General features: G+C 72.3%; 15 protein-coding genes. 8 read left to right on the forward strand and 7 right to left on the reverse strand.

Annotation, left to right across the window (positions count from 1 at the left end):
• Positions 1-2: 2 nt before the first annotated feature.
• The 3 genes from ABD976_RS12630 to ABD976_RS12640 form a co-directional block, all read right to left on the reverse strand.
• Complete coding sequence (locus ABD976_RS12630) at positions 3-1,049, reverse strand: Rv2578c family radical SAM protein (RefSeq protein WP_345362280.1); 1,047 nt, start codon at positions 1,047-1,049, stop codon at positions 3-5.
• Between the two features lie 128 nt (positions 1,050-1,177).
• A complete protein-coding gene (locus ABD976_RS12635; RefSeq protein WP_345362284.1) occupies positions 1,178-1,765 on the reverse strand; it encodes a hypothetical protein in 588 nt (195 codons plus the stop codon).
• 70 nt (positions 1,766-1,835) lie between these two features.
• Complete coding sequence (locus tag ABD976_RS12640; protein ID WP_345362287.1) at positions 1,836-2,072, reverse strand: HC3 family zinc finger protein; 237 nt, start codon at positions 2,070-2,072, stop codon at positions 1,836-1,838.
• A 123-nt stretch (positions 2,073-2,195) separates the two neighbouring features.
• Between ABD976_RS12640 and ABD976_RS12645 the strand changes: the two genes are divergently transcribed.
• From ABD976_RS12645 to ABD976_RS12675, 7 genes are all read left to right on the forward strand, one after another.
• Positions 2,196-3,062, forward strand: a complete 867-nt coding sequence (locus ABD976_RS12645) for a helix-turn-helix domain-containing protein (protein ID WP_345362290.1) — start codon at positions 2,196-2,198, stop codon at positions 3,060-3,062.
• On the forward strand, positions 3,059-3,253 hold the full coding sequence (locus ABD976_RS12650; RefSeq protein ID WP_345362293.1) for a DUF397 domain-containing protein: 195 nt from the start codon (positions 3,059-3,061) through the stop codon (positions 3,251-3,253). The genes ABD976_RS12645 and ABD976_RS12650 overlap by 4 nt, the downstream gene beginning before the upstream one ends.
• 183 nt (positions 3,254-3,436) lie before the next feature.
• Positions 3,437-3,637, forward strand: coding sequence for a DUF397 domain-containing protein (locus ABD976_RS12655; protein ID WP_345362569.1), 201 nt, complete (start codon positions 3,437-3,439; stop codon positions 3,635-3,637).
• 161 nt (positions 3,638-3,798) lie between these two features.
• Entirely contained in the window at positions 3,799-3,999 is a 201-nt protein-coding gene (locus ABD976_RS12660) for a DUF397 domain-containing protein (RefSeq protein WP_345362296.1), read from the forward strand.
• Between the two features lie 125 nt (positions 4,000-4,124).
• Entirely contained in the window at positions 4,125-4,418 is a 294-nt protein-coding gene (locus ABD976_RS12665; RefSeq protein ID WP_345362299.1) for a putative quinol monooxygenase, read from the forward strand.
• A 109-nt stretch (positions 4,419-4,527) separates the two neighbouring features.
• Positions 4,528-5,673 (forward strand): adenylate kinase family protein, encoded by a 1,146-nt coding sequence (locus tag ABD976_RS12670; protein ID WP_345362302.1) that lies wholly within the window; start codon positions 4,528-4,530, stop codon positions 5,671-5,673.
• A 220-nt stretch (positions 5,674-5,893) separates the two neighbouring features.
• Entirely contained in the window at positions 5,894-7,306 is a 1,413-nt protein-coding gene (locus ABD976_RS12675) for a YibE/F family protein (protein WP_345362305.1), read from the forward strand.
• Here ABD976_RS12675 and ABD976_RS12680 read toward each other — a convergent pair.
• The 4 genes from ABD976_RS12680 to ABD976_RS12695 form a co-directional block, all read right to left on the reverse strand.
• A complete protein-coding gene (locus ABD976_RS12680) occupies positions 7,269-7,853 on the reverse strand; it encodes a hypothetical protein (protein ID WP_345362308.1) in 585 nt (194 codons plus the stop codon). The two genes, ABD976_RS12675 and ABD976_RS12680, sit on opposite strands and share 38 nt — an antisense overlap.
• A 104-nt stretch (positions 7,854-7,957) precedes the next feature.
• The gene (locus ABD976_RS12685) at positions 7,958-8,593 is read right to left on the reverse strand and encodes a hypothetical protein (RefSeq protein WP_345362311.1); all 636 of its coding nucleotides are present in this window, start codon (positions 8,591-8,593) and stop codon (positions 7,958-7,960) included.
• The gene (hisS, locus tag ABD976_RS12690) at positions 8,590-9,852 is read right to left on the reverse strand and encodes a histidine--tRNA ligase (RefSeq protein WP_345362314.1); all 1,263 of its coding nucleotides are present in this window, start codon (positions 9,850-9,852) and stop codon (positions 8,590-8,592) included. The genes ABD976_RS12685 and hisS overlap by 4 nt, the downstream gene beginning before the upstream one ends.
• Positions 9,852-10,553 carry an MBL fold metallo-hydrolase gene (locus tag ABD976_RS12695; protein WP_345362317.1) on the reverse strand — a complete coding sequence of 234 codons (702 nt, stop codon included), beginning with the start codon at positions 10,551-10,553 and terminating at the stop codon, positions 9,852-9,854. Before ABD976_RS12695 ends, hisS begins: the two co-directional genes overlap by 1 nt.
• A 190-nt stretch (positions 10,554-10,743) precedes the next feature.
• On the opposite strand from ABD976_RS12695, the gene ABD976_RS12700 reads away from it, so the two are divergent.
• Entirely contained in the window at positions 10,744-11,580 is an 837-nt protein-coding gene (locus ABD976_RS12700) for a peptidylprolyl isomerase (protein WP_345362320.1), read from the forward strand.
• Positions 11,581-11,716: the final 136 nt, after the last annotated feature.

Genomic DNA, 11,716 nt, shown 5'->3' on the forward strand with positions numbered 1-11,716 from the left:
GTTCACAGCAGCGAGAGCTGCCGCTGCCGATCCCGGTCGGCCTCGGAGCGGACCGCGGCGGCCCGGGGCCGCTCGACCAGCCCGTGCCGCCGCATCGCCTCGGTCACCCGCCGCACCACGTCGCGCTGGTAGGACTTCGGGGCGTACGAGCCGTCGCCGTAGAGCCGCGCGTACAGCGGCAGCAGCTCGGGGTGCTCCCGCTGGAGCCACGCCCGGTACCACTCCCGCGCGCCGGGCCGCAGGTGCAGCACCAGCGGCGTGATCGAACGCGCCCCGGCGGCGACCAGGGCGGCCACCGTCTCCTCGATCCGCTCCGGTGCGTCGCTGAGCCCGGGCAGGACCGGCGCCATCAGCACCGAGCACCCGATCCCGGCCTCGGTGAACCGGCGCACCACGTCCAGCCGCCGCAGCGGTGACGGCGCACCGGGCTCGACCCCGCGCCAGAGCTCCTCGTCGACCGAGCCGAGGGAGACCGCGATCGAGACGTCGGTGACCTCGGCGGCCCGCGCGATGAGGTCCAGGTCGCGCAGGATCAGGGTGCCCTTGGTGAGGACGGAGAACGGGTTGGCCCGGTCCCGCAGCGCGCCGATGATCTCCCGCATCAACCCGTAGCGGCCTTCGGCGCGCTGGTACGGATCGGTGTTGGTGCCCATCGCGACGGGCTCGCCCGCCCACTTCGGCCGGGCCAGCTCGCGGCGCAGCAACGTCCCGGCGTTGACCTTCACCACGATCTTGCTGTCGAAGTCGTGCCCGGTGTCGAGGTCGAGGTAGCTGTGGGTGTTGCGGGCGAAGCAGTAGCGGCAGGCGTGCCCGCAGCCGCGGTACGGGTTCACCGTCCACCGGAACGGCACGTGCGACTCCCCCGGCACCCGGTTCAGGATCGACTTCGCCCGCACCTCGATCGCGTAGGCCTCCTCGGTCCCGGCCTCGATCGGCACCGGCTCCGGCAACCGCAACCCGGCCCGTCCCCCGCGCCGCTCCGGCTCCGGCAGGTCGAGCGGCAACTCCGACGCCAACCCCGCGGTGGTCCGCTGCTCCTCCCAACGCATACGGACATTCGAACACAGATTCGAGATCGAACTCGACCCCGCGTGCCCCACCCCACCCGAACGACCTCCGGCGCCACCCTTCATCCGACGGCTCCGGGCACCGGCCGTTCGCCCCGCGCGCGGGGGCGCTACGCCTCGATCGGTCTCGGCAGCGGTCTCGTCTCCCGCATCGGGTCGGACACCTCCCACCGCGGTGCCCCGGTCGGCGTCGGCGGGCCCGAGACCCGGAGCGCTTGGGCGAATCGCCGCGCCGTGCCGTCGATCGCCACGCAGGAGCTGCACGGCACGTGCTCACCGGGGCGGACCACGCCGTCCAGCTCCTGAACCTCCAGCCACGCCCCGCGCAGCGGGTGGTCGCACATCGCCCGACCCCCGCCGCGGTTCAGGTGGACGCGCGACTCGCGCGACGAGATCGCCCAGCAGGCACCGGCCGCGCTCCGCTCCGGGACCGTCGACTCGGCACGCCTGATCAATGGATCGGCGGGCACGGCAGCACTCCGATTCGGCCTGGGATTCGGACCGGGGTTCGGACCGGCCCGGTACCGGCTGACCCGGGGCCGCTCGACCGGCCACCCGCCGCGGGAGACCGCGAACAGGCCCACGTTGGCCAGCACGCCCGCGGTCACCACCCAGCCCGCGCCCGCCACCTGTCCGGCGACGATCGCGGCCGACACCACCGCCAATCCCGCGGCGACCAGCCCCGTCCGGGCGCTCACCGGTCGACCGCCCCGCCACCGACGATCCGCGCCATGCGGCCGAACGCCAGCAGCCGCCCCAGGTTCGCCGTCATCGCGAACCCGTCCCGCGCCGCCGGGCGCCCGGCATCGGCACGCCCACGATGCGGTGCGCCTCGACGTTGCACGGCTCGCACGTCCCCCAGAACCACGACTCGGTGGTGTCGACCGCTACGACGACTTCGCCGCACAACGCCGCGATCTCGTCGCCATCACGCCATATCGCCCTCGTCACGTGCCGCCGCTCGGCCGCCGGGACCCAGCCGAACGGATGCTGCCGGAACTTCATTCCTGCCACCCTCTCCGCACCAAGCAGTTGGTGCAGCAACGCTAGCGCCAACTGCGCCACGGTGGCGATGACCCGTTCAGGTACCTCCTCCGCTGGGCAGCCCTGGGGATCTAGGCTTGGCGCATGAGCCGCAACAGGTCCGGATCACCACGCAATCGCGCCTTGGGCGCCGAGCTGCGCGAAATTCGGGAGCGCGCCGGGGTGACCGTGCGAGAGCTGGCGCAGAGAATCGGCGGCCATCACTCGAAATACACCCGCAATGAGCAGGCCACTCGCTCGCCGTCGCCCGAAGAGGTGGCCTCGATCATGACCGCGCTCGGCGCCTCCGAAGCCGAACGCGAGCGCCTTACCGAGATGGCACGGGAGCACGTGACCGGGGTCAACTGGCTCAAATCCGGCTCCGCGGGTTCACTCGGCATCGCCCACGAACTGACCGACCTGATGGAGTTCGAGCGCACCGCGACATCGATCACCGACATATCGCCGATCTTGATTCCCGGCTTGCTCCAAACCTCCGACTACGCACGTGCCGTCATGGGCGGGATGCCCTCACATGAGGTGGATGCCCGCGTTGCGATGCGAGTCGGCCGCCGTGATGTCCTGATGCGGCGGAACGACGCTCCCGATTTCCACGCGTTCATCGAGGAGTCCGCGCTGCACAAGCAGCTCGGCGGCCCGGACGTGATGGCCGAACAGCTTCACCACATCTCCACGATGGCCGAGCAGGCGAACGTCACAGTCCAGGTGATCCCCGCTTCTCTCACCTCATGGCATGCAGCGCTCGGCGGTCCGTTCATCTACTTCGAGTTCCCGAAAGCCCCACCGATCGTCCACCTGGAACACGTGAGTTCCTCCGTGTTCCTCTCGGAATCCGAGGATGTGGCGGCCTACCGACAGGCAGTCGATAGCGTCGCGCGGGCAGCGATGACCATCGACCAGTCCTCGACGGTTATTGCCCAGCGAATCACCGAGTTGGAAGGGGCACAATGAACACGGAGCCTAGCGGCTGGCGGAAGTCCAGCCGATCAGCCCAGCAAACGAGCTGCGTCGAGGTCGGCCGGGTCGCCGACGGCGCCGCGGTCCGCGACACCAAGAACCGCGCCACCGGATACTTCACCACCACCGGCCCCCAGTGGGCCACATTCGTCGGCGCCATCAAGACCGGCCGCTACGACCGCTGACCCCGCGCAGCGCCCTCCCCCGGCGGGGAGGGCGCTTCCGCGCTTCCAGCACCGATATCCGCCTCGCCGCGCACCCGGTCGCCGCATACCGCTAAGCGGCAGCAAGGTGGAAGATGTTGCGATGAGCCCGGACGTCACATCCGGACGCATCGCCGATGCGATCAACCGAATGGATGCGCGATGATGGCGGTAGAGCACGAACCGGACAACTGGCGCAAGTCAAGCCGATCAGGCCAGAACAGCAGCTGCGTCGAGGTCGGCCGGGTCGCCGACGGCGCCGCGGTCCGCGACACCAAGAACCGCGCCACCGGATACTTCACCACCACCGGTCCCCAGTGGGCGTCGTTCCTCGATGCCATCAAGACCGGCCGCTACGACCGCTGACCCCGCACCACCTCCGCGCTCCCACACCGCAGCCGCGTTCGAAGCTCTGCTGACGTCGCGGCATACCGGGAAGCGGCGGCAAGGGTGAAAGATGTTGCGATGAGCCCGGACCTCACATCCGGACTCATCGCCGATGTGATCAACAGGATGGATGCGCAATCATGACGGTAGAGCACGAGCCGGAGAACTGGCGGAAGGCAAGCCGGTCGCAGAATGGCTCTGCCTGCGTCGAGGTCGGCCGGGTCGCCGACGGCGCCGCGGTCCGCGACACCAAGAACCGCGCCACCGGATACTTCACCACCACCGGCCCCCAGTGGGCCGCGTTCCTCGGCGCCATCAAGACCGGCCGCTACGACCGCTGACCCCGCACAGCGCCCTCCCCCGACGGGGAGGGCGCTTCCGCGTTCCCGCCCGGGCCGCCGATGAATTTCGCGGGCGAAACCGGTCTTCCTCCCCGGACGTTCTCAACACGGGGAGGAAGAGCACCTTGGCACTGATCATCGCGGGGAAGGTGTACGTGGACCCGAGCGAGCGGGACCGGTTCGTCGCGGGTCACCAGGACCTCGTGGAGCAGGCGCGCCGGTACCCCGGTTGCCTCGACCTGTCGATCTCACCAGATCCCACCGAACCGGGGCGGGTGAACATCTTCGAGCACTGGGAATCGCAGGAAGCCCTGGACGCCTGGCGCGCGATCGCACCAGCACCCTCCGGCTCCGTCGCCATCGCGGACGACCACGTCCGCAAGCACGAGATCAGCCGGTCGGGGCATCCGTTCGGCTGATCGGCGCCCGGGACCGGCCGCTCTCGGCGGTGACGTGCGGTCCGGTGTGGACTGATCCGCGCGGCGTCGGCGCCGAAAACCGGTTGCCCCGGTGCCTAGGCTTCGGGGCGTGGAAAACGAGCGGACCCGGGTGCTCTGGATCTCCGGCGCGCCGGGGTCGGGGAAGTCCACGACCGGCTGGGGCCTGTTCACGCACATCGCCGGAGTCGGGGGCAGCGTGGCGCACGTCGACATCGACCAGCTCGGCCTGGTCGGGCCGCCCCCGGGCGGGGGTTCCGCGAGCCACCGCATCAAGGCCGACAACCTGCTGCGGATGCTCGGACCCCTGCGGCAGCGCGGTGTCCGCCAGGTGATCGTGTCCGGTGTCGTGGACCCGCTCCGGGGCATCGCGCCGCACCTCGAAGACCGGGCCGAGGCCGACCACGTCGACTTCGCGCTGGTGCGGCTCCGCTGCGACCGGGAGGAGCTGCGGCGGCGGTTCCTCGGGCGCGGCTCGTCGGCCGAGATGCTGACCGAGCTCTTCGCCGTGGCCGACCAGCTCGACCGCGACGGCCCCGGCACCGTCCTCGACACGTCCGGGCAGCGTCCCGAGGAGACCGTGGACGCCTTGCTCCAGCGGTGCGTCGTGCGCCCCGCACCGCCCGGCGAGCTGCCCGGTGAGCCCCGCGACGGCCCACCGGTGCCCGCGGTGGTCGTGACGGGGGCGGCCGCGGTGGGCAAGTCGACCGCCGCGTGGCGCGCGCTGCGGAAGCTCTGGGCACGCGATGTCCCGACCGGCTACGTCGACCTCGGCCAGCTCGGCTTCGTCCACCCCGGGCCCGATCCGGCGCTGGAAGCCGCCCACCTCGCCGCCCTGCGACGCGGCTACCACCGGGCGGGCGCCCGCGCGCTGCTCGTCGTGGTCCGCGAGCCCGCGCCGGAACACCTGGCCGCGCTGCTGGACGCGCCGGTGACCGTGGTCCACCTCGACGCCGACGCCCCGACCCTGGCCGACCGGGTCCGGCGCCGGGCCGCGGGTGAGGCACCGCTGCTCGCGGGCGACGAGCTGCGCGGCGCGCCGACCGCCGTCCAGCGGCGGGTGGCGGCGCGGGCCGCGGCCGAAGCGGACCGGATGCGCCGCCGCGCGGCGGACCGCATCGTCCTCGACACCACCGGGCGGACCGCCGACGAGACCGCCGACGCCCTGCTCCTGGCGGCACACCCCCTCCTCGACCGGCTCACCAAGACCCCCGCAGACACCTCCGGAAGCGAGTGAGGGGCACCTTCATCCGACTATGCCGGATGAAGGTGCCCCGCACTCACCACCCGAACAGGTGGCGGTCACCCGATGGGGATTTAGGTGAGGGGCACCCTTGTTCCAGTTACTTGGGCAAGGGTGCCCCTCACCTGGTCCTCGTTCGGGTGGTGCGGTGGTGACGTGATCCCCGGTGCCCCTCTTCGGGGTGGTGCGGGGCCTTGGCGCCCATAATTGCCGGGTGACTGAGCAGCCTCCCGCCGAACCGCCCGCGCACCGCCGGGGAAGGCGCCGGGCCGCCCGCCGGTCGAGCGCGGCCGGTCGCGGGCACGGGCACGGGCACGGTCATGGCCACGGCCACGGGGCCGCGCCGCCCTCGTCGCGGAAGGTGAAGCGGCTGCTGGCGCTGGCGCTGGTGCCGTTCGCGCTGGCCGCGGTGCTCGGGGTGCTGCTGCTGCACCCGTTCGGGCAGGAGCGGAGCACCGGCGCGGACCTGGGGCTCGGGCAGCACCCGGTGCGGGGCGAGGTGGTCGCCGCCCAGGCCGGCCCGTGCACCAGCGGCGCCACCGGACCGGCGGCCGACGACTGCGTCGAGCTGCGCATCCGGATGACCGACGGCCCCCGGCCCGGCGAGACCATCGAGCAGGTGATGCCGACCGGGCCGAGCACGCCGGAGTTCGGCGTCGGCGACCGGATCGTGCTCAGCTACGCGGGCGCCAACCCGGAGCGGGCCTCGTCGTACCAGGTCGTGGACTTCCAGCGGGAGGTGCCGCTGCTGGTGCTGGGGCTGGTCTTCGCCGCCGCCGTGCTGGTGCTCGGCCGCTGGCAGGGCCTCGCCGCGCTGGTCGCGCTGGGCATCACGTTCCTGCTGATCGTGGTGTTCGTGCTGCCGTCCATCCTGGCCGGACGCGACCCGCTGCTGGTGGCCGTGGTGGGCGCCGGGCTGATCATGTTCGTGGTGCTGTACCTGACGCACGGGTTCTCGGCGCGGACCTCGACGGCGGTGCTCGGCACCCTGCTCAGCCTCAGCCTGATCGGGCTGCTCAGCGCCCTGTTCTCGGCGGCGACCCGGCTCACCGGGCTGGACGAGAACACCACCAACCTGATCGGCACCCTGGGCACCGAGATCGACGCCCGCGGTCTGCTGCTGGCCGGGATCGTGATCGGCGCGCTGGGCGTGCTCGACGACGTCACCGTCACCCAGACCAGCGCGGTGTGGGAGCTGCGCCGCGCCAACCCGACGCTGCCGTTCGGCCGGCTCTACGCCGCCGGGTTGCAGATCGGGCGCGATCACGTGGCCTCGGCGGTGAACACCCTCGTGCTCGCCTACGCGGGCACCGCGCTGCCGCTGCTGCTGGCCTACTCGCTGTCCGGCCGCAGCTTCGCCGAGATCGTCAGCTCGCAGGCGGTGGCGCAGGAGGTGGTGCGCACCCTGGTCGGCAGCATCGGGCTGATCGCGGCGGTGCCGATCACCACCGCGATCGCCGCCGCGGTCGCGGTGCGGGAGGCTCCCCCCACCACCGACGGCACGGGCTCCGGTGGCACGGTGGCCGAGCGGGTGGCCCGCGGCGCGAAGCGGGGCGCGGCGATGCCGGTGCTCCGCCGCGCCCCGGAGATCAGTTCAGCGGAAGCTGGTACCCGAGGGCGAGGTTGAGCACCGCCGCGTACGTCAGGTACATCAGCCACAGGCCGGTGAGGGTGTGCGCCAGGCCCAGCGAGCGCTCGGCGGCCGACTTGCCGACGCTGGCGAACACCTCGCTCAGGTAGACCCAGGTCAAGCCGACGAACAGCACGCCGACCGGCCATTCCCCGGCGCTGAAGAAGACGATGACGCCGAGGATGGACAGCAGCGCGAAGGCCACCGCCATGCCCGCGTTCGGCTGCGGGTCGTTGCCCTGGTAGCGGTTCCACCCCAGCGAGAACCAGTGGATGCCGTAGGCCGAGAACGCCAGCGCCGCCATGTACAGCGGTGGTTCGGTGAACACCGGGAACCAGGTCAGCCCGCCGAAGAGGATGAGCCCGGTGACCAGTTGGCAGAACCCGGGCATCCAGATGCCCCAGGTGCCCACCGTCCGGTCCACCGACGGGCTCCGCGGTGGGAACCCGAACAACTCCTGCGGTCCCCAGATCAGATAACCGGTGCCCAGGCCGAAGAAACCGAGCGCCAGCGGCGGGAATTCGGACAGCGCGAAGCCCGGCACGGACCACCTCCGCCTACGTCGTCATCATCGCCTCACCCGGATCGACGACGTGGAGCCGCGTCAAACCCACCGACGGCGGGTGTCACCCGTTCGCCGGAGCGCGCTCAGCCGAGTTCGGCGACGAAGCGGGCGACGGCGTCGGGGTGCAGCTGCTGGGCGACGCGGCCCTCCGGGGCGGCCGAGGCGAGCCGGTACAGCGGGCGGTCGGGCGCCGCGTCGCCCCGGGCCTCGGCGCGCAGTTGCGCGACGATCAGCTCGGAGAGCACCAGCGCCCGGGTGTCGCCGATGGCGGCCAGCGCGTCGGCGAGCCTGCGCAGCGCGTACACGCCGAGCTCCCGACCGCCGGTCCCGGCGTACATGGCCAGCGAGATGCTGATCGCCTTGCCCTTCGGCGGCCCGCCGACCAGCAGGTTCACCGTGCGGGCACCGCGCATGTCGGTGACGAACACCGCCAGCCGGTCGACCGTCTTCAGCTCCACCACCCGGGTGCCCACCGCCGTCACCGACACCTCGGTGCCGGTCAGCCGCACCGTCTTGCGGGCCTCGGCGAAGGCCAGCAGCAGCAGCGGCAGCGCGACGACCGCGAACGTGAGGCCGAAGCCGAACGGACCCGCGAACAGGCCGACCACGCCGCCGAGCGCCGCGCCGACCAGCAGCGCGGCGATGGCCACGTTGCGCGCCCGGGCGCGGATGGTCCTGCGGTCCAGCAGGTCGAGCGCGACCGGCTCGTCGGTGCTCATCGCGCCACGGCCTCGGTGACCACCTCGACCAGCGAATCCAGCGGCACCGACCGCTGCTCGCCGGTGGTCAGCTCCTTGAGCTGGGCCGCGCCGGACTCCAGGTCGCGTTCGCCGAGCACCAGCGCGTAGCGGGCACCGGACCGGTCGGCGGCCTTCATCGCGCCCTTGAGGCCCTTGCCGCCGTAGGCGAGGTCGACCCGGACCCCGGCGCGCCGCAGCCCGCCCGCGGCGGCGACCAGCCGGGCCTTGGCGGCCTCGCCCAGCGGCACGCAGTAGACGTCGCAGCGCGTCCGGTCACCCACGGTGAGCCCCTCGGCCTCGCAGGCCAGCAGGGTGCGGTCCACGCCGAGGCCGAAGCCGACGCCGGAGAACTCCTGCCCACCGAGCTCGGCCATCAGCCCGTCGTAGCGGCCACCGCCGCCGATGCCGGACTGGGCGCCGAGCCCGTCGTGGACGAACTCGAAGGTCGTCTTGGTGTAGTAGTCGAGCCCCCGCACCATCATGGGGTTCTCGGCGAAGGCCACCCCGAGCGCCCGCAGGTGCTCCTTGACCTGCTCGTAGTGCTCCTTCGACTCGGCCGAGAGGTGGTCGACCATCAGCGGCGCGTCGGCGACCAGCTCGCGCACCTCGGGCCGCTTGTCGTCGAGCACGCGCAGCGGGTTGAGCTCGGCGCGCTGCCGGGTCGCCTCGTCCAGCGGCAGCCCGCGCAGGAACTCCTGGAGCTTGGCCCGGTAGGCGGGGCGGCAGGTGCTGTCGCCGAGCGAGGTCAGCTCGATGCGGAAGCCGGTCAGGCCGAGCCGCCGGTAGCCCTCGTCGGCGATGGCGATCACCTCGGCGTCCAGCGCCGGGTCGTCCACCCCGATGGCCTCCACCCCGACCTGCTGGAGCTGCCGGTACCGACCGGCCTGCGGCCGCTCGTAGCGGAAGAAGGCCCCGCCGTAGTGCAGCTTCACCGGGAGCTGGCCGCGGTCCAGGCCGTTCTCGATGACCGAGCGGATCACCCCGGCGGTGCCCTCCGGGCGCAGCGTGACCGACCGGCCGCCGCGGTCGGCGAAGGTGTACATCTCCTTGCTGACCACGTCGGTCGACTCGCCGACGCCCCGCGCGTACAGCACGGTGTCCTCGAACAGCGGCAGCTCGATGTAGCCGTACCCGGCGCGCCGGGCGGCGTCCGACAGAGTGTCGCGGACCGCCAGGAACGCGGCCGATTCCGGCGGGAAGTACTCGGGGATGCCCTTGGGGGCGGTGAAGGTGCTCATCAGCGGGGGTTCTCTGTCCTCGTCACGGCGTCGGCAACGGGCAGGCCCTGCAGGAAGGGGTTGCCCGCGCGCTCGCGCCCGATGGTCGTCGTCGGTCCGTGGCCCGGCAGCACCACCACGTCGTCGGCCAGCGGGAGGATCTCCTCGGCCAGGCTGGCCAGCATCCGGTCGTGGTCGCCGCCGGGCAGGTCGGTGCGCCCGATCGCACCGGCGAAGAGGGTGTCGCCGGACAGCAGCAGCCGCCCGCCCTCCTCGGCCTCGATGCCGTAGAGCACCGACCCGCCGGTATGGCCCGGGGTGTGGGTGACGTCGAAGCGCAGCCCGGCGACCTCGACCGGGGTGCCCGGCACCAGCTCGTGCACCTCGGCGGGCGCGCTCATCCGCAGCCCGTCGCCGAAGAGCTGCCGCCCGGCGGGGCCCAGCGCCGCGCCCGGGTCGGTGAGCATGTGGCGGTCGGCGGGGTGGAGCCAGGAGGCGATCCCGTAGCGCTCGCCCAGCTCGCCCGCGCTGAAGACGTGGTCGAAGTGGCCGTGCGTGAGCAGCACCCCGGCCGGGGTCAGCTCGTTCTCGGCGAACTGCTCGGCCAGCGGTTCGAGGGCGTCCTGACCGGGGTCGACCACCACGCAGGGCCCACCGCGCCCCGGGGCGAGCACGTAGCAGTTGGCCTGCAGCGGTCCGACCGGGAAGCCGAGGACTAGCACGGGGCGCGACCTTTCCACCTACGACGACGTGTCGGACCCGGCTGCCCGGGTCGACGTCCAGATTATCGTCCCCGCTCCCGGGGCGGACGCCGCATGGCTCGCCGAACCTGAGGAGGGCTCTCAGGTTCAACCGGTGAGCGGCCCCATAAACTCCCCGCGACAACATCACCAAGGCCCGGGGAGGGAGCAGGTGCCCAGCAACGAGCAACGCCGCCAGGCGGCCAAGCGCAAGCTCGAACGCCAGCTCGAGCGGCGTGAGGCGCAGGCCAAGCGACGCCGGATGATCACGGCAGGCACCACGATCGCGGTGGTGATCGTGATCGTCGTGGGCGTCTTCTACTTCACCAGGAGCGGCGAGGACACCCCGGCGGCGGCGCCGCCACCCCCGGCGCAGCCGGAGATCCAGATCCCGACCGAGCTCGCCCCGCCGCCGTCCCGGCCGACCCCGCTGCCCGATCCGGTGAGCTGCGAGTACCGCCCCGAGGGCGAGCCCGCCAAGCCGGTGCAGCCGCCCGAGGGCGGCGAGGTCTCCTCGACCGGGACCGTCGGCGTGACGATGCGGACCAGCCAAGGCGAGATCCCGGTGACGCTGGACCGCGCGCTGGCCCCGTGCGCGGTGAACAGCTTCGTGAGCCTGGCCGAGCAGAACTACTTCGACCAGACCTCCTGCCACCGGATCAGCACCGAGGGCCTGCAGATGCTCCAGTGCGGCGACCCGACCGGCCAGGGCACCGGCGGCCCCGGCTACGCCTTCGACGACGAGACCTTCCCCGAGCTCCAGTACGGCCGCGGCTACCTGGCCATGGCCAACTCCGGTGCGAACACCAACGGCAGCCAGTTCTTCATGGTCTACGGGGAGGCTCCGCTGCCGCCGGACTACACGGTGTTCGGCACCATCTCCGAGGAGGGCCTGCAGGTCATCGACGAGGTCGCCCGGCAGGGCCACGACGGCTCCTTCGACTCCTCCGCGGGGGGCGGCAAGCCCAACGTCGACGTCACCTTCGAGGACGTCGTCGTGAACGCCTGACCCACCCGCTCGGGAGCTGAGTGAGGGGCACCTTCAGCCAACCACGCCGGATGAAGGTGCCCCTCACCCGCTTGAGCCCCGCGAACGCCACCCGGCACCCGAGCAAGGATCCGGGGTGGTGCAGGCGCACCACCCC

Source organism: Saccharopolyspora cebuensis, from assembly GCF_039542665.1.
Taxonomy (GTDB): Bacteria; Actinomycetota; Actinomycetes; order Mycobacteriales; family Pseudonocardiaceae; genus Saccharopolyspora; species Saccharopolyspora cebuensis.

Coding starts and splice junctions, on each gene's coding strand:
- ABD976_RS12630 (WP_345362280.1), bottom strand. CDS start 1,049: ATGCGTTGGGAGGAGCAGCGGACCACCGCGGGGTTGGCGTCGGAGTTG.
- ABD976_RS12640 (WP_345362287.1), bottom strand. CDS start 2,072: ATGAAGTTCCGGCAGCATCCGTTCGGCTGGGTCCCGGCGGCCGAGCGG.
- ABD976_RS12645 (WP_345362290.1), top strand. CDS start 2,196: ATGAGCCGCAACAGGTCCGGATCACCACGCAATCGCGCCTTGGGCGCC.
- ABD976_RS12650 (WP_345362293.1), top strand. CDS start 3,059: ATGAACACGGAGCCTAGCGGCTGGCGGAAGTCCAGCCGATCAGCCCAG.
- ABD976_RS12655 (WP_345362569.1), top strand. CDS start 3,437: ATGGCGGTAGAGCACGAACCGGACAACTGGCGCAAGTCAAGCCGATCA.
- ABD976_RS12660 (WP_345362296.1), top strand. CDS start 3,799: ATGACGGTAGAGCACGAGCCGGAGAACTGGCGGAAGGCAAGCCGGTCG.
- ABD976_RS12685 (WP_345362311.1), bottom strand. CDS start 8,593: ATGAGCACCGACGAGCCGGTCGCGCTCGACCTGCTGGACCGCAGGACC.
- hisS (WP_345362314.1), bottom strand. CDS start 9,852: ATGAGCACCTTCACCGCCCCCAAGGGCATCCCCGAGTACTTCCCGCCG.